The organism is Shewanella gaetbuli (assembly GCF_023284065.1).
In the GTDB taxonomy this organism is placed as follows: Bacteria; Pseudomonadota; Gammaproteobacteria; order Enterobacterales; family Shewanellaceae; genus Shewanella; species Shewanella gaetbuli.
The window spans coordinates 51003-72353 of the sequence record NZ_JAKIKP010000009.1; the positions used below are offsets into that span (position 1 = coordinate 51003).

A 21351-nucleotide genomic window follows, 5' to 3' on the forward strand; every position below is an offset into this window, starting at 1 on the left:
AAAAATTGTCATTTGAGGAAGAATAGTGAAAGCTTATCAACGCGAGTTTATTGAATTTGCTCTAGAGCGTCAGGTGTTACGTTTTGGCGAGTTCACCTTAAAGTCTGGACGTACTAGCCCATACTTTTTTAACGCTGGTTTATTTAACACGGGCAAGGATTTAGCGCGTTTAGGTCGTTTTTATGCTGCGGCATTAATGGATGCAGGCATTGAGTTTGATTTACTATTTGGCCCTGCTTACAAAGGTATCCCTATTGCCACTACTACGGCGGTTGCCTTGTGTGATCACCATGATGTTGATGTGCCTTATTGCTTTAACCGTAAAGAAGCTAAAACTCACGGTGAAGGGGGTAATTTAGTGGGTAGCGCGCTACAAGGTAAGGTCATGTTAGTGGATGACGTGATTACTGCGGGTACGGCTATTCGCGAATCGATGGAAATTATTAATGCTAATAATGCGCAACTTGCTGGGGTGTTAATTGCATTAGACCGCCAAGAAAAAGGCAAGGGTGAATTGTCGGCGATTCAAGAAGTTGAACGGGACTTTGGCTGTGAGATTGTATCGATTATTAAACTTGCTGATTTGATTAGCTATTTATCTGAAAAGCCTGGAATGGAAACTGAGTTGGCTTCTGTGAGTGCGTATCGCGAGCAATATGGTATTTAATCACGCTTGTTAGTATATGGCTTTAAAACAAAAACGCAGCCCAATGGCTGCGTTTTTTTGTGGGCATTCTATGTTGCCGTGGGGTCGCTTTATACTTGATGTAAAAACTCGGCGCGGGTGGCGGGGTTTGATTTAAATATGCCCCCCAATGCGGTGGTGGTAGTTGAGCTGGTGGAATCCATTACCCCACGTGATTTAACGCAGTAATGTACGGCATCCATTTTCACGGCGACATCTTTGGTTTCTAATAACGTTTGTAATGCGACCAAAACCTGTTGAGTTAAACGCTCTTGTACTTGGGGGCGTTGGGCAAAAAAGCGCACGATACGGTTAATTTTCGATAAACCAATAATTTTAGTTCGAGGTAAGTAAGCCACAGTTGCAACCCCGTCAATGGTAACTAAGTGATGCTCGCAGGTACTGGTTAGGCTGATGTCTTGAACTCGTACCATTTCATCAACGCCCATTTTATTTTCTATGACGGTAATTTTTGGAAAGTTTTCGTAGTCAAGGCCCGAGAAAATTTCATCAACGTACATTTTGGCTATTCTGCGTGGAGTATCAGCTAAGCTGTCGTCTGTTAAGTCTAGTGACATTAACGTCAGAATTTCACGCATGTGATGCTCTATTTTGACCTTGCGATCTTCTGGGGTAGAGGTTTTTGGCAGCATAGGGGTTTCAAGCCCACGATCAGCTAAGGCTTTTTGGACTTTAATAGCGGCTTCAGATAATGCCATGAGATCCTCCAACAACGAATAATGCAAAATAGAGTGACTATGTTGGCCACAGGATGTGGATAATAACGTTATTTGAAACAAATTAATATTATTGAAACACAAAAGCCGACCTTTTTAGTCAAGTATCGGCTTTTAACGACAATTACGTTCTAGTTATCAGTTGCTTTCAGCGCTTTAGCTATTGGTCTTAGGAACATATAAATTGGCGATTTAGGCACAGTTGAGTAGTAAGCTATAACTAAACCGTCTTCAGGGGAGACATAAAGCCCTTGGCCAAACATGCCCCCCTTAAAGATGCCACCATCAGCATATACCGCATCCCATTGGCGAGATTGGCCTACTGGTTGCTCACCTAAGTAGTGTTCAACAAAGACAGGGCCATCGCCTTTCATAAATGAATCTGGATGTTGTACATCGGCTATACGAGCCAAGGCTTTGTCAGAAACAACTTGCTTATCAGCAACTAATGACCAATATGACGTGTACAATAAACCATAGCGTGCAAGGTCGCGTAATCGAGATGACACTATGCCATGAGCCATTGCCATACCGTCTGGTGCTAAATTAATTTGCAGTGAACTGTCGGCTTTAACATGTGACCACACGCGCTCATCAAAAGCATCAGACCAAGTTTTTTGGGTAATAGCTTCGGCAATAAAGACTAGCATTTGGGTGATGCCAGAGCTGTATTCAAAAGCTTTTCCTGCAGGACCTGTGCGTTCTGCTGTTTTTAAAATCTCACGCATGGTTTCAACTTCGCCGTTTTTGTATGCTTCATTAAACTCTGCGAGGTAATAACGGGTTGCTATCGAATCTGGGTTTGCGCGAGACTCAGGGCTGTCGTGAGTATCAGTGCCAGGCACCATATCAAGTAACTCAATAATGCGGGTGTCGCCTAGTGCGCTGCCTTTAAAGTCAGGTAAAAATTTCTCAACTTTATCTGAATCTTTAATCTTGCCTTCATCAATAAGTTGTTCAATGAGGAGAGCAGCAGTTGGCTTGGCTACCGATGCCCAAAGGTGGTTATCCGCTGGGTGGATACCTGGATAGCTTTCGTAGACGATTTCTCCTTTATGCATGATGATCATGGCTTTTAGTGCCGAGCGAGGATCGTTGACAGCTTGCTTGAATGTCATCTCTCCCCATAGAGTATTAGCGCGAAGATCGCCAAGCGTTTTTTCCCAGTCAATATCACTTTGTTTGAAAGTATTTTCTGGTAAGCGATTAGGGATAATTGCGGTAAGCATGGTGCGAGAGATGTTTTCGCTCCACCACGAGGTGACCTCACCACCACTTAGTAATTTTACATAACTAGTATCACTGGCGTAGAGCTGATTTTGTTCGAGTGAAAATCCATCTCGGGTTTTAGTGACATCAAGTTGGCCAGCGTTAAGAGCGAAGCTAGTGAGTAACAAGCTTGGAATAGTTTTAGTTAAAAATGATCTCATATTTCCCTCATGTATGTGAATAAAGTATAGCCTTGCACCATGAGGACAATAGAACAGGTGGAAAGGGTTATCAATAAAGATAACCCAATAATATTAGTAAGTTATGCCTGTGTGAATATTTTGACTGCTAGCTGTTTAGAAGTTGTTGTTGAATAAAGTTCCACTGCTGTTCAAAGTGCTGTGTCGGTTTTTGTTTAAAATCGCTACGAACAAATTGTGAAATACGTCCTTCAGCAAATGCCAACAGTAAATTGGCTAAAATGGCTTCGTCAATGTTGAAACCTTGTCCTTCTCGTAAGGTTTTTTCACGGAGTATTTGCTTAATTTGGGTTTCTACTTTGGCAAATAAAGCACTGATACGACTTCTTAATCGTTCATTTTCACCTAATAGTGCGTCACCGTTAAGCACTCTAGAGATGCCTGGGTTACGCTCTGAAAACACTAATAGCAGTTGTAGCACTAATTGGCAGCGCTTCATGGTGTCTTTTTCATCGTCCATGATGATATTTAGACGCGATAAAATAGCGTCTTCGATAAATTCGATAAGTCCTTCAAACATTCTAGCTTTACTGGGGAAATGACGATATAACGCGGCTTCAGAAACTCCCACTTCGGCGGCTAATTTAGCCGTGGTGATCCGTTGACCAGGGCTAGTTTCAAGCATTTGTGCTAAACATTGTAATATGTGTTCGCGACGATTAATTTTCGGGCTGTCAGCCATTATTCTTTTCCTTGACTCAGTGACAACATGTGATGGTTATTTGGTGCTAAAGTGACCAAATCCACCTTCACCTCGATCTGAGCGATTAAATTCATCAACTACAGTAAATTGTGCTTGTACAATTGGAACAAAAACTCATTGCGGCATCGGGTGTCGCGTAATCTGATAGAGGGAGCTCACTACTTCCTATGCGATATACGCGAATCCAGAATTTTCAGTTCAACGGGTGTTTGCTTTAATTTGGCATTTGTTGATTAATTAACGCTAATAATTGGCGTGCCAGTACAAGTTTATCTGCCACGGGTAAAGCCTGACTTCCGTTAGGCCAAAATACTTGCAACGCGTTGTTATCGGCATTAAATCCTAAGCCTTTAACAGATACATCATTAGCGGCAATCATATCGAGTTTTTTATGTTCGAGCTTGCCTTTAGCATACCCTTCAACGTTGCTGGTTTCTGCGGCGAACCCAACCGTAAATGGCTTGTTAGCTAAAGCGGCAACGCTGGCCAGTATATCGGGGTTTTTAACTAAATTAAGTTGCATTTTATCGGCAGATTTTTTTATTTTTTCATTAGCAGCATCAGCAAAGCGATAATCTGCTACCGCAGCACAACCAATAAAAATATCAATGCCTTCTACATTGTCCATTACCGAGTCGAGCATTTGCTGCGCTGACTCTACATTGATTCGCTGGACATTGTTAGGAGTGGCTAAATTAACAGGCCCTGAAATTAAAGTGACGTCAGCGCCCATTTCTGCCGCTGCTTGCGCCAATGCAAAGCCCATTTTGCCTGAACTATGATTTGAGATATATCTTACCGGATCAATGGCTTCTCGAGTTGGCCCTGCGGTTAATAATAACTTTTTGCCTTGCAATGGTTTATTTGTGGTTGTTGCAACAAACTCAACGGCTTTTTCGGCAATGTCTAGTGGCTCTAACATTCGACCAGGGCCGATTTCACCACAAGCTTGGCTACCTGATGCTGGCCCCCAAATGGTGTAATTTTTACGTGATAAGTTAGCAATGTTCTCTTGAGTGGCGATGTTTTGGTACATCTGCTGGTTCATGGCTGGACAAACAATCACTGGTGCGCTGGTGGCTAAGCATGTTGTTGTCAGTAAATCGTCAGCCATGCCGGCATTGACTCTAGCGATAAGGTTTGCTGTCGCGGGCGCTAAAATGACCATATCAGCCCAGCGAGCAAGCTCTATGTGGCCCATTGCCGCTTCTGCAGCGGGGTCAAGTAAGTCTGCAGCAACAGGATGGCCTGATAGCGCTTGAATCGTTAACGGGGTTATAAACTCCATTGCGCTTTGGGTCATTATCACTCGAACATCTGCGCCGCGCTCTTTTAAGCGGCGTATCAGGTCAGCACTTTTATAAGCAGCAATACCGCCACCGATACCTAATACGATTTTTTTATCTGTCAGCATGGGAAAAATTCGCTTCAAATACTAATGCGGCTAAAGATACCACAAAGCAATCCAAAGTGGGTGAAGATCAATACGCAAAATATTCGGTTTTATTCATTTTAGATAAGGCTATGATGGTGATGTAAAGCGACCCAGCTAAACAAGGAACGTTTATGGCGATAAAAGATTGGCCTCAGGGAGAAGGGCCAAGAGAAAAGTTACTTTCCCATGGTGCAGCATATTTATCTGATGCTGAGTTACTGGCGGTTATTTTGCGTAATGGCCAAGCAGGACAAAATGCGCTGGAGTTATCACGACATCTGATCAGTGAATTTGGCGGCTTACGTAAATTAGTTTCATCATCAAAGCAGCAGGTTTGTAAAATTTCTGGTATTGGGCCGGTAAAATATGCTCAATTACAGGCCGCAGCCGAAATTTCTACCCGAATTGCACGAGAAAATTTGCAAAGAGGTCAAATTTTGACAAATCCTGATTTAACTCGGGACTATTTAATGAGACAATTAGCAGACCGATCCTATGAAGTGTTCGCTTTATTATTGTTGGATAGCCAACATAGAGTCATTCAATTTGTAGAATTATTCCGCGGAACCATTAATGCCGCCTCGGTTTATCCTCGTGAGGTGATAAGCTTAGTGCTGGAAAAAAATGCCGCGGCTGTAATAGTGTGTCACAACCATCCATCTGGAATTGCAGAGCCCAGTCAAGCTGATCGGCGAATAACTGAGCGAATAAAAAATGCATTAGAAACTATCGATGTTTCTCTTTTAGATCATATGGTTGTAGGTGATAAAGAGATAGTGTCCTTCGCCGAGCGAGGATGGATAATTTAATCAGTACTTGATCTTGTGTAGCCAATCGTGTATAAAATGCGCCCTCTTTGTGCCTCGGGCGACGGCCATACGAGGCACATTAATGCTCGAGCGTTAAAAATTTGTTTTGGAGAAGATTGACATGTCAAGAGTATGCCAAGTAACTGGCAAAAAGCCTATGGTTGGTAACAACCGTTCGCATGCTAAAAACGCGACTCGTCGTCGTTTTTTACCTAACCTACAAAACCACCGTTTTTGGTTAGAAGAAGAAAAGCGTTTCGTACAATTACGTGTATCTACTAAAGGTATTCGTATCATCGACAAGAAAGGTATTGAAGTTGTTGTTAAAGAACTTCGTGCCCGTGGCGAAAAGGTATAATAGAAAATGGCTAAATCTAAAGGTAACCGTGAGAAGATCAAATTAGTCTCTAGTGCTAAAACTGGTCATTTCTACACTACTGAAAAGAACAAGCGTAACATGCCTGAAAAAATGGAAATCAAAAAATTTGATCCAGTTATTCGTCAGCACGTTATGTACAAAGAAGCTAAAATCAAGTAATTGATATTTAATTTCTTTAAAAAAGCCCCTTAATAGGGGCTTTTTTTATGCCTGCAGAAAACCTCTACATCCATTTAAGCTTACTGCTTCAATTCTGTCATAAAGGTTATATACTTCTGAGATACGATATATTTATATAAAATGAAAATAAATGCTTTAAAAGTGAATTAAAATGCAATAGCATTGCTTTTTAATACATGTACTAGGTGGTTGTAGCCTAGTTGAAGTTAATATTTAATCAATTTGAGGTGAATATACCTGTGAGAACCACTGAACTGGTTGATGGATTTCGTCATTCTGCTCCTTACGTTAATGCGCACCGAGGCAAAACCTTTGTTGTTATGTTAGGTGGTGAGGCGTTAACGAATAGTCATTCTCGTGGCATTCTTAACGATGTGGCTTTGTTGCACTCACTAGGCATTAAAGTGGTATTAGTTTACGGTGCCAGACCTCAAATTGATGACGGCCTGAAAATGGCCGGTATTGCACCGGCTTATCATAATGGTGTGCGCATAACCGACGAAGATACCTTAAAAGTTATTAAGCAAGTTGCCGGAGCAACCCAATTTGATATTACTGCTAGATTGTCGATGAGCTTGGGCAATACCCCAATGCAAAATGCGCAAATTAACTTGGTGAGTGGTAATTTTGTGATTGCTCAACCATTAGGTGTTGATGATGGCGTGGATTTTTGTTTAAGCGGTAAAGTGCGCCGGATTGATACTCAAGGGTTAAAGCGTCAGTTAGACAACAACTGTATTATATTAATGGGACCAATAGCGGCATCTGTTACCGGTGAAAGCTTTAATTTAACTGCTGAAGAGGTTGCCACTCAGGTCGCGATAAAATTGAAAGCCGATAAAATTATCGGGTTCAGTGAAACCAATGGCTTGCTTGATGAACACGGCAACGCCATTGCTGAATTAATGCCAAATCAAGCGACGGCGCATTTGGAAGCAATGGAGCAAAATGGTTCTGCTTGCACAGGAACGACAGCCTTTATTAAAGCCAGTATTGATGCATGTAAAAATGGTGTACCTCGTTGTCATTTGGTGAGTTATCTAGATGATGGTGCGTTGCTACAAGAACTATTCTCGCGTGAAGGGATTGGTACTCAAATAGTGACTGAAAGCGCCGAGCGATTACGTCGTGCCACTATTGGCGATATTGGTGGCGTGTTGAATCTGATCCGTCCTTTAGAAGAGCAAGGCATTTTGGTTAGACGTTCGCGTGAACAACTTGAAATGGAAATTGAGCAATTTATGCTGATTGAGCGTGACAATCTGGTTATTGGTTGTGCGGCTTTATATCCATTTGAAGAAGATAATGCAGGTGAATTTGCCTGTTTAGTGGTTCATCCTGATTATCGTGATGCTGACCGTGGAAGTGTGTTACTGAATAACATTATCGGCCAAGCTAGAGTGCGCGGTTACAGTCGTTTATTTGCATTAACGACTCGTAGTATCCATTGGTTTTTAGAGCATGGGTTTAATATTGTTGAAGTTGAGGCATTGCCGAACAAGAAGAAGCAATTATATAACTATCAACGTCGCTCAAAAATTTTGGCACTTGATTTGTAAGTTTGAGCCTGAGTTAATAACACGCTTTATAATGCCGGATATTCCGGCATTTTTTGTGCTTGATTAATAACTGATGAAGATGCGTGTTGACATAATATGTCGAAGCTGGCAGTTTAATCATCAATAACTATCTTATTGGATTATTCCGTTATGCACACTGTTTTCTTGAGTACTTTAGGCACGACAGCGTTATATAGCTTAGTTGGCTTGCTTGTTGGTCTGTTACTAATAGTAACCATAGTCTTGATGAAACCTATGCCAAAGAATGCAAAGTATGCGGCAATGGGGATTCTGACTGCGGTATTAGGCTTATTTACTCTAACGTTATATCAGTCATATAACAGTCAAATCCATTGGGACGAACAAACAATTGTGTTTGATGTGCCCTTATATGGCCAGTCTTTAAGTTCTGAAGATATTTTCTTACAGCAAGCTTACCTTGCTGATTTAAATCAACAAACCGAATTGCAGCCTAAGTGGCGCTCCAATGGTATAGGCTTGCCAGGGTATTCATTAGGTTGGTTTAAGTTGAACAATGGAGACAAAGCATTATTGTCAGTCACCGAGCAACAACAAGTGATTGTAATACCGACTAACCAAGGCTACTCAATCATGGTCAGTGTTGAGCAACCTCAGAATGCACTAGAAAAGTTACACGCAGCTGATTCTATGTAGCTTTTTGTCGTATTGAGCGTTGTTGTAGCATGTCGCCTACAAACACCACTAACGCTAACCAAATAAAGCCAAAGGTAATGCCTTTTTCAATATCAAAGGGTTCGTTAAACAGGCTTACCGCCAAAATAAACATAATACTTGGGCCGATGTATTGGAAAAATCCCAACACTGATAACGGAATGCGTACAGCGGCCCCTGCAAAGCATAACAGTGGCACAGTAGTGATAATACCTGCGGCAATTAAAGTGAGGTTGAGGCTAGTAGAATTAACCAACATGCTGCTAGTTGATGATTCAAGAGTCATCAGTAAATAAATGATTGCGATAGGGAACAGTAAGGCTGTTTCAACTAACAACCCAGTTTTAGCATCAATATTAACTTTTTTACGCATCAAGCCGTAAAAGCCAAAGCTAGCGGCTAATGCTAATGAAACTAACGGAATAGAACCAAAAGAAATCAGCTGAATTAACACCCCCACAAAGGCTAGAGTTACTGCTATCCATTGGAGCTTTCTGAGTTTTTCACCCAAAAACACCATGCCTAAAAGCACATTGAATATTGGGTTAATGAAGTAGCCTAAACTAGCATCTAACATATGATCATTATTAATTGCCCAAATGAAAATGAGCCAATTTGCGGCAATCAGTAGTGATGTAACGATTAATACGCCAATTTGCTTAGGACGTTTGAGTACTTGACGTAAGCGGCCAAAACCGCCAATAAAGCGCATCAACACCAGCATAAAAATGAATGACCAAATAACCCGATGCATCAAAATTTCAAAAGGAGATACTTGGGTCAGCAATTTGAAATAAAGCGGAGCAATGCCCCAAATGACATATGCACATACGGCAAGCAGCATACCTTTGCGGTATTCTAAATCAGGCATAGTAGGTCACAGATTCTCAATAAAAAAATGAGTTGCGATTGTAGGCTTCACAGGTCAGTGACTCAAGCTATATTCGGTATTTTGTTTAAAACGTCGCTGTAAACTTTTGAGGTGAATTATCCCACCATGTATGTGCCTGTACCAAACGCGATGTGGGTGCCTTGCTCATTATGCAGCTCCATACGACAGACTGATACTCTATTACCAGAGCGAATCACACTGCCTGTGCCTGTAAACACTTCGCCACGGCCAGGTCTTAAGTAGTCGATACGCATATCAATGGTGCCTAAAGTGGTCAGGCGTTGTTGTAATTCTTCAATTTTCCAGTCATCTTTACTGGCCACTAAACCTGCAAATACGGTTAAACCACCAACAACATCGAGTAGTGTTGCAGTCACGCCGCCATGTAAAATATTGTGGTGAATATTGCCTATAAGCTCAGGTTTCATGTTGATCACCACTTCAACCCCGTTAATGTCATAACGTTTAATATCTAATCCTAATAGATTGTGAAACGGTACATGGTTATCAAATATATCAGCCACTTGTTGTAATATTTTTTGTTGAACTGCGGTTGTCATATTTCACCTTATCATCCTGATATTAGAGTATTGAATCTAACGTTAATTGAAGCAGGCTTCAACCATAGTGTTTTATCATCGAGGTATTAAGTGGTATCACTTCATTAGACTGTTTACACTGTCATTTCATAAATCCTCGTCCCCATCATTTCATGAATTCCCGAACCCCGTCATTTCATGAATGCTCGAACGTCGTCATTTCAGCAATGATCCTGGGCTGAAATCTGCTGTTGGTTGTTAAATTGTAAAAAACAGACCCTCGATAAAAGATCTCGAGGGTGATGGTACTCGAGATGACAGTTGGGGTTATGCTCATTTCAAAAAGGTACAGACCTAATCATTTCATGAATTCCCGTCCCCCATCATTTCATGAACTCCCGAGCGTCGTTATTTCATGAATTCCCGAACGTCGTCATTTCAGCAATGCTCCTGGGCTGAAATCTGCTGTTAGCTGTTAAGTCGAAAAAACAGACCCTCGATAAAAGATCTCGAGGGTGACGGTAGATGGGGTACTCGAGGTGACCGTAGGCTCACAAGAGGATCGCGTAATAATGGTTCCAAGAAGAAGCCTCATTTCAGTAACCTAAGAACATTCACCACATCATGAATACCAGAACACCGTCATTTCATGAATGCTCGAACGTCGTCATTTCAGCAATGCTCCTGGGCTGAAATCTGCTGTTAGTTGTTAAGTCGAAAAACCAGACCCTCGATAAAAGATCTCGAGGGTGACGGTAGATGGGGTACTCGAGGGTGACGGCTGGGGATATGCTCATTTCATGAATGCTCGAACGTCGTCATTTCAGCAATGCTTCTGGGTTGAAATCTTTCGTTGAGAATACTTTTGCCAAGACTTATGAGTATGGGTGCTTTAGAATAGCCTATTCACTTTTTCACTCATTGACGGATAAGCTGTTTTTTCTGATGACATTACAATCGCCGCAGACACCTCAACAAGATTTACTTGCCAGCCAGTTACAGCAAGTGTTTGGATATCGTGATTTTCGCGAGGGTCAACGAGAGGTTATTGAGCAAGCATTGGCAGGGCAAGACACCTTGGTGATCATGCCGACTGGTGGTGGTAAAAGTATGTGTTATCAGCTCCCTGCTTTACTTATGTCAGGGGTAACCATTGTTGTTTCGCCGTTAATTTCTTTAATGAAAGATCAGGTCGACAGCTTAAAACAAAGTGGTGTTAATGCTGCTTATCTAAACTCGTCTTTACCCCGTGAAGAAAGCGCTGCTATTTTACGCCAACTGCATCAAGGCTTGATCAAGCTGTTATATGTGTCGCCTGAAAGGTTACTTAGAGCTGATTTTATTGAACGCATGCACGAACTGCCTATTGGCTTATTTGCCGTAGATGAAGCGCATTGTATTAGCCAGTGGGGGCATGATTTTCGCCCAGAATATGCAGCATTAGGGATGTTAAAACAGCAATTTCCGCATATTCCATTAATGGCACTGACCGCGACAGCTGATCAAGCCACTCGGCAAAGCATTTGTGAGCGATTAAATATTACACCATATGTTTTATTATCCAGTTTTGACCGCCCAAATATTCGCTATACCGTTGCGGAAAAATTGAATGCCGCGAATCAGTTACGTCAATATTTACAATTGCAAAATGGCACCAGTGGCATTATTTATTGCAGCAGTCGCCGCAGGGTAGATGAAGTTGCTGAAAGGCTAAGATTACAGGGTTTTAATGCCCAAGCTTATCATGCTGGTATGAGCCAAGAAGACCGAGCCGATATTCAAGACAAATTTCTTAAAGATCGGGTAGACATTGTGGTGGCCACAGTGGCTTTTGGTATGGGAATTAATAAATCGAATGTACGCTTTGTGGTGCATTATGATATCCCTAAAAGCATAGAGGCTTATTACCAAGAAACCGGTCGAGCAGGCCGAGACGGTCTAGATGCCGAAGCATATATGTTGTTTGACCCCGCCGATATTGGTCGGGTGCGGCATTTAATTGAGCAGTCTGAACCAGGGCCACAACAACAAGTTGAGTTTCATAAATTACATACCATGGCAGCCTTTGCCGAGGCACAAACGTGTCGTCGCCAAGTGTTACTGCATTATTTTGACGAAAGTGCCTCTGAGCCTTGTGGTAACTGTGATATATGCCTAGACCCGCCTAAGCGCTATAACGGCACAGAGGATGCTCAAAAGGTTTTATCTTGTGTTTATCGGCTACAACAACGTTTTGGTATGCATCATGTTATTGACGTGTTGAGAGGCTCTAAAGCCGCCAATGTTGTTGATAGAGGCCATGATAAATTATCAACATGGGGCATAGGTGCCGATAAATCAGCTGAATATTGGCTCAGTGTACTCAGGCAACTAATCCACTTAGGGTTAGCAAGCCAAGATATTACCCGTGGTTCGAGTATTCGCTTAAACCCATCTGCAAGACCTATTCTTAAAGCAGAAATGGCATTAATGCTTGCTGAGCCAAGAATTAAGTTACTTGATGTCAAACGTAAAAGTAGTTCTCGTGTGGTGCAACAGTACGATAGAAAGCTGTTTGCTAGGCTGAAACTACTTAGGCGTGAACTTGCAGAAGAGCATGATATTCCACCTTATTTAGTCTTTAATGATGCAACACTTGCCGAAATGTCAGCCATGCTGCCCACTAGCCCCGGAGAAATGTTAGCGGTAAATGGCGTAGGCCAAATTAAGCTAGACCGATTTGGTGGTGAATTTTTAGATGAAATTAGTGATTACCTCGCCAAAGGCTAACTGGATCTATTTTTTTGCTTTTGATAGTGGGTCAAAATATTTAATTCAGCGCGTTTCACTAATGATTGTAAGTTATCGGGTTGCTGTAAAGTTGCTACACCAAAATTTAACGGTGTATTTTGGTAACTTTTAATAATATCGCTTAATTGCTCCAATACTTTCTTAGCGCCGTTTTCTGTTGCGAATGGCAATATAATCGCCATTTTTCCAGTGTCCAGACGCCAAATGTGATCTTGTTCACGTAAGGATTTTTGTATTTTTGTTTGCATCAATCCTAAATCAACTGTGCGAATATGACGAGTATTGAGCAATAGGAGTGTTAAAGGATATTGGCTGTATTTTGCTTGTGTTAATGCCGCCTCAATTTGCATCATCGGATCAGTCATATCTGCGATGGTACTTTCCAGCTTGGGTTTGCGGTTAATAAAAACCATGTACGACGCTAATAAAGCCAGTACCCCGACACTCAGCAAAGCAATATTTTGCGCTTTGTAAGATAGCGTATCTTTTTCAACTGAGTGCTGATTAGTGTTTGGTGCTGAACGGCTAGCATTAAAAAAAGCAAGTTGAGCATCGGCCATCATTTCATGTGCTTTTTGGCTTGCATCAAACTTTAACGTTTGCTGCCGAAATGCTTGTTCATAGTTGTTATTTTGCACATAAAAATCACTGAGTACCTGATGAAAGTCGACTAAGTCATGATACTGTCGCTCAAGATTCGCCTTGGTGATAATGCTATTCATTAACGCAAACGCTTGATCTTGTTTATTTTGTTTAAAATAAATCATTGCCAAGGTACGGTTTGCACGCATTAAGTTGGTATTCTCGTCAATACTGCTAAAGTGATTAATGCTTTTGGTAATGGCTTGTAGTGCTTTATCTAAATGCCCTAAATGCATCTCAATAAACGCTTCTTGAGCGTTAAAGTGAGCAACATACAGTAAATTATGGGTTTCTATTTCAATTTCTTGAGACTTTCTTAAATATTGTTCTGCAGCCTCAAGGTCGCCTAAGGTTAAAGATATTCTTGCCAAGAAATGGGCGATCATTACCCCTACAGTACCATTAGACTGTGAGTCATCTTCTGCCTTTTTGGCATACTCAAATGCGCTGGCAGTATTGCCTGAAGAATACATTAAGTTACTGGTTATTAGGTTTAAATAGGATTTTGGTGCTAAAAACCAGGAGGAAGGCTGTGCTTTGGCGGTAGGGTACAATGCCGTTGCTAGGCGCATCCCCTCAGCAGCTTGGGTAAAATGGCCTAAATCACTATCTCTTATGGCCTTAGTCATCAATGCCAATAACAGGGCTTGGGGTTGGTCATATTGTTGTGCTAATTGAATCGCTTCTTCGTTGGCGAAGTGGCTTAATAATGACTGTCCCTTCTGCTGTAATGCTCTGGCTTCACATTCTACAAAATAGGCTTTGGCATGGTCCAACTGCAATTTTACGGCTTGTTGAGCTCCTTGTTTTGCAATCGATAACGCTGAATCAACATCACCAAGATTAATGTTATTGAGACAACTTATGAATGATAATTGCAACCTATAACTATCAGACAATGGATTGTTCACATGTGCTGATTCAAGTTGTTCAATGAGTTGTTGTGCACTTTTAGCATATTGTGGCGATAACCAAGCAATAAAACTGAGCTTTTCAGCAAGGGTTTTAGCTTGGTAAACCTCTTCAGGTAGCGTAAAACGCTCTGTGTAGGCGTGAACTTTGCTAGTGAGACTAATATTGATTATCCCAAAAAATAACGCTAATACTGGATAAGCATATCGACCATATCGCAACAAGTTCATGACGTCCTATATAAGTATCTGAAATAAAAAACATACATTTTGAGTATACCGATGTTGCTTTGGTTTTGGCATTAAATAAATGTATCAATTATGATTGAGTTACCATCAGGTGTTGAGTTTTTACTCTACACCGACTGTCGAATAATTTAAATGATTATTCATTATAATTAACCTGCATATTACTCAACTAGGTAAAAAGAGGGTTGACACTGAGGCGCTACCAAGGTAATTATTAACCACAGACAAGTTTGATACTTTCAAATATAAGAATAGATATTTAAAAATAATGAATAGAATTTATGTACTACTAGGCCTCCTTCTCCTCATTCGCAATTTTTGCGCGGAGCCTGTTGTGCTACACATGAAATAATATTTTCATCAGTCACAAACCCCGCGCACTATGTCGCGGGGTTTTTTGTTTATATGCATTAAAGAATTGTTTCTAATGCTAATTTGGTTGAAAAACCAACAGTAATAATGGAGTTAAGTCAATGTCGGACAGAGTCATAATTTTTGATACCACATTACGAGATGGTGAACAGGCACTTGCAGCCAGTTTGACTGTAAAAGAAAAACTTCAAATTGCATTGGCATTAGAGCGTCTAGGTGTTGATGTCATGGAAGTGGGGTTTCCTGTTTCTTCTCCAGGTGACTTCGAATCAGTGCAAACGATTGCTAAAACCATCAAAAACAGCCGTGTTTGTGCATTATCGCGTGCTTTAGAGAAAGACATTGATGCTGCGGCGCAAGCATTATCAGTCGCTGACCAATTTAGAATTCACACTTTTATTTCAACCTCTACAATTCATGTTGAAAGCAAGTTAAAGCGCAGCTTTGACGATGTATTAGATATGGCAGTGGGCGCAGTTAAATATGCTCGTCGTTTTACCGATGATGTTGAGTTTTCTTGTGAAGATGCGGGTCGTACCCCTATAGATAATTTATGTCGTATGGTGGAGTCGGCCATTAAAGCCGGTGCCAGAACCATTAATATTCCAGATACTGTTGGTTATACCGTGCCAAGTGAGTTTGGTGGCATTATTCAAACCTTATTTAATCGAGTTCCTAACATCGACCAAGCTGTCATCTCAGTGCATTGTCATGACGATTTAGGTTTATCTGTTGCCAATTCTATTGCCGCTGTTGAAATGGGTGCGCGCCAAGTTGAATGTACCATTAACGGTATTGGTGAGCGTGCAGGTAATTGTTCTCTTGAAGAAATTGCCATGATTTTATCTACTCGTAAGGGGCTTTTAGATTTAGAGTGCGGCATTAATGCTAAAGAGATTCACCGCACTTCTAGCCTTGTGAGTCAGTTATGTAATATGCCGATTCAGGCCAACAAAGCCATTGTGGGGACGAATGCGTTTTCTCACTCATCAGGTATTCATCAAGACGGCATGTTAAAAGCCAAAAATACTTATGAAATCATGACCCCTGAAAGCATTGGCTTAAATCGTAATAACTTAAACATGACCTCGCGTTCGGGTCGTCATGTGATTAAACACCGTATGGAAGAAATGGGCTATTTAGCCACTGATTACGATATGGATGTGTTATATGAGCAATTTTTAAAACTAGCCGATAAAAAAGGTCAGGTGTTTGATTATGACCTAGAAGCTCTAGTGTTTATGGAGTCTCAATCTCAAGACGATGACCATTATGAGTTACAGCATTTAATGGTGCACTCTGACTCTACTGAAGGCGTGGCTACCGCGACCATTCGCATGACCGTTGATGGTGAGCAACACACTGAAGCTGCGACGGGTAATGGCCCTGTTGATGCTGCTTATAACGCGATTGCCCGTGCAACAGGTCGAGAAATCAATATCACTAATTATAAATTAGGTGCTAAAGGTGAAGGCCAAAACGCATTAGGGCAGGTGGATATTACTGCTAAATATAATGAGCAGAATTTTCATGGTGTTGGCTTAGCAACAGATGTTGTAGAAGCCTCGGCACAAGCCTTAGTGCATGTAATGAACTTAGTTTATCGTGCTGACAAAGTGGCTGATTTTAAAGAACAGATTCATAAAAATAGGGAGTTAGGTGGGGTATGAGTTATAAAGTAGCAGTATTGCCCGGTGACGGTATTGGTCCAGAAGTGATGGCAGAAGCACGTAAAGTGTTAACCGAAGTGGAGCAACGCTTTGGTTTGGATATGCAATTTACTGAATATGATGTGGGTGGAATAGCGATTGATAATCACGGCTGCCCGTTACCTGAATCTACACTAAAAGGCTGTGAAGCCGCAGACGCTATTTTATTTGGTAGCGTAGGTGGGCCCAAGTGGGAAAAGCTGCCGCCAAATGACCAACCAGAGCGTGGGGCGCTGTTGCCTTTACGTGGTCACTTTGAACTATTTTGTAATTTACGCCCAGCAAAATTACACACAGGCTTAGAGCATATGTCGCCATTAAGAAGTGACATATCTGCTCGCGGGTTTGATGTGTTATGTGTGCGTGAGCTAACCGGTGGAATTTATTTTGGTAAACCTAAAGGGCGTCAAGGTGAGGGCGAAGCTGAAGAGGCTTTTGACACCATGCGTTATAGCCGCCGTGAAATTAACCGTATCGCTCGCATTGCATTTGAAGCTGCTCAAGGGCGTAGCAAAAAAGTCACTTCGGTTGATAAAGCTAACGTGCTTGCCTGTTCTGTGTTGTGGCGTGAAGTCGTGGAAGAAGTGGCTAAAGATTTTCCCGATGTCACTTTAGAGCATATTTATATCGACAACGCGACCATGCAGCTTTTACGTCGTCCAGATGAGTTTGACGTTATGTTATGTTCAAATCTATTTGGCGATATTATTTCTGACGAAATTGCCATGCTAACGGGTTCAATGGGGCTGTTATCATCAGCCAGTATGAACAGTACAGGTTTCGGTCTATTTGAGCCAGCTGGTGGCAGCGCACCAGATATTGCAGGCCAAGGTATTGCCAACCCAGTGGCACAAATTTTATCTGCCGCATTAATGTTGCGTCATAGCTTTAAAGAAGAAGACGCTGCAAGCGCGATTGAGCGTGCGGTAAGTAAGGCGTTAGCCGCAGGTTATTTAACAGGTGAGTTATTATCTGCAGATAAGCGAGACCAAGCAAAATCAACCAGTCAAATGGGTGATTATATTGCTAATGCAATTAAAGAGGGTGTGTAAGCAATGTCAGCAAAAACCTTATATGAAAAAGTATGGGATGCCCATGTCGTTGCTAGTCCAGAAGGTGAAGCGCCGATAATTTATGTGGATCGTCATTTAGTGCATGAGGTGACCTCTCCTCAAGCCTTTAGTGGTTTAAAAGTGGCGGGGCGTCAATTACGTGCGCCGCAAAAAACCTTTGCGACCATGGATCATAATACTTCGACTAAAAGCGCTAGCTTAGATGCTCTTAGCCCAATGGCGCGAATTCAGGTAGAAACCCTAGCGCAAAACTGTAAAGATTTTGGCGTGCGTTTATATGATATTCATCACCCAAATCAAGGTATTGTGCATGTAATGGGGCCTGAGTTAGGCATTACATTACCGGGTGCGGTGATTGTATGTGGTGACTCGCATACAGCTACCCACGGTGCGTTTGGCGCGTTAGCATTTGGTATTGGTACCTCAGAAGTTGAGCATGTATTGGCAACCCAAACCTTGCGCCAGTTGAAAGCCAAAACCATGAAAGTTGAAGTTCGTGGACAGGTTACCGACGGCGTTACCGCTAAAGACATCGTATTGGCCATTATTGGTAAGTTAGGTATGGATGGTGGCACAGGCTATGTAGTTGAATTTTGTGGTGAGGCCATTGAGGCTTTATCAATGGAAGGCCGCATGACTTTATGTAATATGGCCATTGAAATGGGGGCTAAAGCCGGTATGGTTGCCCCTGATCAAACCACATTTGAGTACTTAAAAGGTCGTGAGTTTGCGCCTAAAGACGGTGATTGGGAGCAAGCGGTAGACGCTTGGTCACAGCTTAAAACTGATGCGGGAGCGCAATTTGACGCTGAAGTTGTGTTAGAAGCTAAAGACATTGCGCCGCAGTTAACGTGGGGGACTAACCCCGGTCAAGTGGTCGCCATTGATGCTGAAGTGCCTCATCCAGAAAATGAGCCAAACGCCACTGAGCGCAATAGCATGATTAAGGCTCTTGAGTATATTGGCCTGCAATCTGGCACCAAAATGACCGATATTAGTATTAATAAAGTGTTTATTGGCTCTTGTACTAATTCACGCATAGAAGATTTACGCTCAGCCGCTGCGCAAGCTAAAAACCGCAAAGTGGCCGAGGGGGTTACTGCCATTGTGGTTCCGGGGTCAGGCCAAGTTAAGCTGCAAGCAGAAGCAGAAGGGTTAGATAAAATCTTCATTGATGCTGGCTTTGAATGGCGTTTACCAGGGTGCTCAATGTGTTTAGCCATGAACGATGACCGTTTAGAGGCGGGTGATCGCTGTGCCTCAACCAGTAATCGTAACTTTGAAGGCCGCCAAGGTCGTGGTAGTCGCACTCACTTAGTGAGTCCCGCAATGGCCGCCGCCGCTGCTATAGCGGGTCACTTTGTTGATATTCGTAAACCGTACTAGACCAAGATAGGAGATAAACATGCAAGCATTTACTGCTCATACGGGTTTAGCGGTTGCGATTGATAGCGCTAATATTGATACAGACCAAATTATTCCTAAGCAATTTTTGTCAAAAGTGACTCGCGATGGTTTTGGGGTGCATTTATTTCATGACTGGCGTTATTTAGATGATGCAGGTGATAAGCCCAATCCTGAGTTTGAATTAAACTTACCGCGTTATAAGGGTGCATCAATATTACTGGCACAAGAAAACTTTGGCTGTGGTTCAAGCCGAGAGCATGCGCCTTGGGCATTAGCTGATTTTGGTTTACGGGTCATTATTGCCCCAACCTTTGCGGATATTTTTTACGGTAATTCAATCAATAACGGTTTATTGCCGGTGAAGCTGCCTGCTGAACAGGTACAACAGTTGATGGATGAAGTAGCGGCCAAAGAAGGGGCGCAAATTACCGTTGATTTACAAGCATTAACTGTAACATCACCTCAAGGTTCGGTATTTAGTTTTAGCTTAGCTGAATCAGCAAGACACAAGTTGTTAAACGGGCTTGATGCCATTGGGTTAACCTTGTCTTTTGATGAGCAAATTAGTCAATACGAAGCCAATATTCCCGCTTGGTATGCATAACTAACCTGAGCTGCGCATAACAACTTGCTTTCTAGAGGCTATTTTTACTGATAACTGCGTTAAATTTGTTTGCAATACGACCCCATGGATGGGGGAGGTAGAGCGACGTTGGAACCAAAGCCGAGGCCAGCTATTGACGCACAAATTTGCCTTGTTCTAAGCAAAAATACCTCTCTAGAAATGTATTTGAAAGTAAAAATAATATGAATCAGAATATTAGCTAATCTCTTATACGCAGCTCAGGTTAACTAAAAACAGCTTAACCATAAAAACCTTCTAGCAATAGAAGGTTTTTTTTCAAGTAAAAATAGTGTTGCCAGCTTGGTTGTGTTTTCGCGCGTTTAAAATTAAGGTAGTCAATAACTTGCTTAGGTATAGAGTGTGTTATTAGGCCACGTTAGGTTAAAATAATGGATAAAAAAGATGTAAAGCTACTGGCAATTTTGCAGCAACAAGGGCGTATTTCTATTGCGGACTTGGCTAATAAGGTCAATATGTCAGATACCCCCTGTTTACGCCGCGTCAAAAAACTAGAGCAAGACCAGATTATTCTGGGATACCAAGCGCAGTTAGATCCCCAAAAGCTGGGTTTAAAAGTCAGTGCATATTTATATATTAGATTAAATGATTGCTCGTTTGAGCAAACAGAAGCGTTTGAGTCTGAGGTGGCTAAAGTCGCTAATGTGATGGAATGCGTGTCTGTGTCGGGTGACTATGATTATATGCTAAAAGTGATGGTTGAAGATTTAGCCGCTCTGGATATGCTAATCAAAAAGCAGCTGAAAAGTTTGCCTATGGTGTTTCAGGTTAATGCTAATGTTGTCCTTAAATCAGCATTTACTCGCCCACATTTACCCATTGAATCTTGTTGAAAATAAAAAACCGCCAATAGGCGGCTTTTTGTTTTCAGCCCCTAAACCACGTACTTCACTAGGTGATTACCATCAATAAGGCTTTGCCTGAATATCCACTCATGTTATTTGAACTCTGACTTTCCAAACTCCGTTTGGATTAACATCGCAGGATTCCATCCTGCACCGGCCAAAAGGGTATCAACAGCAATACCCTCTATACTCTTTATTAAAGAAATTGGCCCTGCCGCCCCTGACGAAAAATGCTGAAAAGCGCATAATTTTCGATGGGGATCGATCCAGCTTTAAACTTCGTTGGTATCTGCCTTCGGTCATTGTCGAAAAGCTCTACCGCTTCCGATAGGTATCTGAAGTAAATGGATTTACAAATGTCACGGTGGCAGGGATGCCAAGGAGTGACCGTGGCCTAACGTAAGCTAACTTGGCATCCCTGCCAAGCTCACGAACTTTTCTCGATGCCCTCAATTCACATTGAATCTGAAAGTTTTTACGTCTAATTAGATGTAAATAAGGTCAAATCGAAGAGGCGAAAATTTCAGGTGTAAGCGCGGCGGTGACTACTGACCACCATGGATGGTGGGAATGTCAAAATTTGTCTGGAACAAATTTGACCATGACATGGCGAAGTTTCACGGTGTGAAA

Annotated in this window: 19 protein-coding genes and 1 pseudogene; 12 read left to right on the forward strand and 8 right to left on the reverse strand. The window is 41.9% G+C overall.

Features of this window, described 5'->3' with window-relative positions; all coding sequences use genetic code 11:
* Positions 1-25: 25 nt before the first annotated feature.
* Positions 26-667, forward strand: a complete 642-nt coding sequence (gene pyrE, locus L2672_RS12335) for an orotate phosphoribosyltransferase (protein WP_248996159.1) — start codon at positions 26-28, stop codon at positions 665-667.
* An 89-nt stretch (positions 668-756) separates the two neighbouring features.
* Here pyrE and folE read toward each other — a convergent pair whose 3' ends face one another.
* The 5 genes and pseudogenes from folE to coaBC all read right to left on the reverse strand — a co-directional run bounded on the left by folE (position 757) and on the right by coaBC (position 5008).
* A complete protein-coding gene (gene folE, locus L2672_RS12340; RefSeq protein WP_248996160.1) occupies positions 757-1404 on the reverse strand; it encodes a GTP cyclohydrolase I FolE in 648 nt (215 codons plus the stop codon).
* Between the two features lie 149 nt (positions 1405-1553).
* Positions 1554-2852: a serine hydrolase domain-containing protein gene (locus L2672_RS12345; RefSeq protein WP_248996161.1), complete on the reverse strand. Its 1299-nt coding sequence runs from the start codon at positions 2850-2852 to the stop codon at positions 1554-1556.
* A gap of 127 nt (positions 2853-2979) precedes the next feature.
* Entirely contained in the window at positions 2980-3573 is a 594-nt protein-coding gene (gene slmA, locus L2672_RS12350; protein ID WP_248996162.1) for a nucleoid occlusion factor SlmA, read from the reverse strand.
* Between the two features lie 36 nt (positions 3574-3609).
* Positions 3610-3708: pseudogene (locus L2672_RS12355) on the reverse strand (dUTP diphosphatase); the annotation flags it as partial.
* 100 nt (positions 3709-3808) lie between these two features.
* Entirely contained in the window at positions 3809-5008 is a 1200-nt protein-coding gene (gene coaBC, locus L2672_RS12360; protein ID WP_248996163.1) for a bifunctional phosphopantothenoylcysteine decarboxylase/phosphopantothenate--cysteine ligase CoaBC, read from the reverse strand.
* A 152-nt stretch (positions 5009-5160) separates the two neighbouring features.
* Between coaBC and radC the strand changes: the two genes are divergently transcribed.
* From radC to L2672_RS12385, 5 genes are all read left to right on the forward strand, one after another.
* Positions 5161-5838, forward strand: coding sequence for a RadC family protein (radC, locus tag L2672_RS12365; protein ID WP_248996164.1), 678 nt, complete (start codon positions 5161-5163; stop codon positions 5836-5838).
* Between the two features lie 121 nt (positions 5839-5959).
* Positions 5960-6196 (forward strand): 50S ribosomal protein L28, encoded by a 237-nt coding sequence (gene rpmB / locus L2672_RS12370; RefSeq protein ID WP_130600401.1) that lies wholly within the window; start codon positions 5960-5962, stop codon positions 6194-6196.
* Positions 6197-6202: 6 nt separating this feature from the next.
* Positions 6203-6376 (forward strand): 50S ribosomal protein L33, encoded by a 174-nt coding sequence (gene rpmG, locus L2672_RS12375; RefSeq protein WP_011494790.1) that lies wholly within the window; start codon positions 6203-6205, stop codon positions 6374-6376.
* Between the two features lie 260 nt (positions 6377-6636).
* On the forward strand, positions 6637-7956 hold the full coding sequence (gene argA, locus L2672_RS12380; protein WP_248996165.1) for an amino-acid N-acetyltransferase: 1320 nt from the start codon (positions 6637-6639) through the stop codon (positions 7954-7956).
* A 255-nt stretch (positions 7957-8211) separates the two neighbouring features.
* Complete coding sequence (locus tag L2672_RS12385; RefSeq protein ID WP_248996166.1) at positions 8212-8631, forward strand: PH domain-containing protein; 420 nt, start codon at positions 8212-8214, stop codon at positions 8629-8631.
* Here L2672_RS12385 and rarD read toward each other — a convergent pair.
* Positions 8624-9520 carry an EamA family transporter RarD gene (gene rarD / locus L2672_RS12390; protein ID WP_248996167.1) on the reverse strand — a complete coding sequence of 299 codons (897 nt, stop codon included), beginning with the start codon at positions 9518-9520 and terminating at the stop codon, positions 8624-8626. The two genes, L2672_RS12385 and rarD, sit on opposite strands and share 8 nt — an antisense overlap.
* A 116-nt stretch (positions 9521-9636) precedes the next feature.
* A complete protein-coding gene (locus tag L2672_RS12395; protein WP_248996168.1) occupies positions 9637-10101 on the reverse strand; it encodes a thioesterase family protein in 465 nt (154 codons plus the stop codon).
* 924 nt (positions 10102-11025) lie between these two features.
* Here L2672_RS12395 and recQ point away from each other — a divergent pair.
* The gene (recQ, locus tag L2672_RS12400; protein WP_248996169.1) at positions 11026-12849 is read left to right on the forward strand and encodes a DNA helicase RecQ; all 1824 of its coding nucleotides are present in this window, start codon (positions 11026-11028) and stop codon (positions 12847-12849) included.
* On the opposite strand, the gene L2672_RS12405 is transcribed toward recQ, so the two are convergent.
* The gene (locus tag L2672_RS12405) at positions 12846-14654 is read right to left on the reverse strand and encodes a tetratricopeptide repeat-containing diguanylate cyclase (protein ID WP_248996170.1); all 1809 of its coding nucleotides are present in this window, start codon (positions 14652-14654) and stop codon (positions 12846-12848) included. The genes recQ and L2672_RS12405 overlap by 4 nt on opposite strands.
* Before the next feature lie 491 nt (positions 14655-15145).
* On the opposite strand from L2672_RS12405, the gene leuA reads away from it, so the two are divergent.
* The 5 genes from leuA (at position 15146) to L2672_RS12430 (ending at position 20709) form a co-directional block, all read left to right on the forward strand.
* Entirely contained in the window at positions 15146-16714 is a 1569-nt protein-coding gene (leuA, locus tag L2672_RS12410; RefSeq protein ID WP_248996171.1) for a 2-isopropylmalate synthase, read from the forward strand.
* Positions 16711-17805 carry a 3-isopropylmalate dehydrogenase gene (gene leuB, locus L2672_RS12415; RefSeq protein ID WP_248996172.1) on the forward strand — a complete coding sequence of 365 codons (1095 nt, stop codon included), beginning with the start codon at positions 16711-16713 and terminating at the stop codon, positions 17803-17805. Before leuA ends, leuB begins: the two co-directional genes overlap by 4 nt.
* 3 nt (positions 17806-17808) lie before the next feature.
* Positions 17809-19212, forward strand: a complete 1404-nt coding sequence (gene leuC, locus L2672_RS12420) for a 3-isopropylmalate dehydratase large subunit (protein WP_248996173.1) — start codon at positions 17809-17811, stop codon at positions 19210-19212.
* A 19-nt stretch (positions 19213-19231) separates the two neighbouring features.
* Positions 19232-19837, forward strand: a complete 606-nt coding sequence (gene leuD / locus L2672_RS12425) for a 3-isopropylmalate dehydratase small subunit (protein ID WP_248996174.1) — start codon at positions 19232-19234, stop codon at positions 19835-19837.
* Between the two features lie 410 nt (positions 19838-20247).
* Complete coding sequence (locus L2672_RS12430; protein ID WP_248996175.1) at positions 20248-20709, forward strand: Lrp/AsnC family transcriptional regulator; 462 nt, start codon at positions 20248-20250, stop codon at positions 20707-20709.
* Positions 20710-21351 lie beyond the last annotated feature (642 nt).

Bases quoted from the DNA above. Each gene is read 5' to 3' on its own strand.
- folE (WP_248996160.1), bottom strand. From the start codon at position 1,404: ATGGCATTATCTGAAGCCGCTATTAAAGTCCAAAAAGCCTTAGCTGAT.
- L2672_RS12345 (WP_248996161.1), bottom strand. From the start codon at position 2,852: ATGAGATCATTTTTAACTAAAACTATTCCAAGCTTGTTACTCACTAGC.
- slmA (WP_248996162.1), bottom strand. From the start codon at position 3,573: ATGGCTGACAGCCCGAAAATTAATCGTCGCGAACACATATTACAATGT.
- coaBC (WP_248996163.1), bottom strand. From the start codon at position 5,008: ATGCTGACAGATAAAAAAATCGTATTAGGTATCGGTGGCGGTATTGCT.
- radC (WP_248996164.1), top strand. From the start codon at position 5,161: ATGGCGATAAAAGATTGGCCTCAGGGAGAAGGGCCAAGAGAAAAGTTA.
- rpmB (WP_130600401.1), top strand. From the start codon at position 5,960: ATGTCAAGAGTATGCCAAGTAACTGGCAAAAAGCCTATGGTTGGTAAC.
- rpmG (WP_011494790.1), top strand. From the start codon at position 6,203: ATGGCTAAATCTAAAGGTAACCGTGAGAAGATCAAATTAGTCTCTAGT.
- L2672_RS12385 (WP_248996166.1), top strand. From the start codon at position 8,212: ATGCCAAAGAATGCAAAGTATGCGGCAATGGGGATTCTGACTGCGGTA.
- rarD (WP_248996167.1), bottom strand. From the start codon at position 9,520: ATGCCTGATTTAGAATACCGCAAAGGTATGCTGCTTGCCGTATGTGCA.
- L2672_RS12395 (WP_248996168.1), bottom strand. From the start codon at position 10,101: ATGACAACCGCAGTTCAACAAAAAATATTACAACAAGTGGCTGATATA.
- recQ (WP_248996169.1), top strand. From the start codon at position 11,026: ATGACATTACAATCGCCGCAGACACCTCAACAAGATTTACTTGCCAGC.
- L2672_RS12405 (WP_248996170.1), bottom strand. From the start codon at position 14,654: ATGAACTTGTTGCGATATGGTCGATATGCTTATCCAGTATTAGCGTTA.
- leuA (WP_248996171.1), top strand. From the start codon at position 15,146: ATGTCGGACAGAGTCATAATTTTTGATACCACATTACGAGATGGTGAA.
- leuB (WP_248996172.1), top strand. From the start codon at position 16,711: ATGAGTTATAAAGTAGCAGTATTGCCCGGTGACGGTATTGGTCCAGAA.
- leuC (WP_248996173.1), top strand. From the start codon at position 17,809: ATGTCAGCAAAAACCTTATATGAAAAAGTATGGGATGCCCATGTCGTT.
- leuD (WP_248996174.1), top strand. From the start codon at position 19,232: ATGCAAGCATTTACTGCTCATACGGGTTTAGCGGTTGCGATTGATAGC.
- L2672_RS12430 (WP_248996175.1), top strand. From the start codon at position 20,248: ATGGATAAAAAAGATGTAAAGCTACTGGCAATTTTGCAGCAACAAGGG.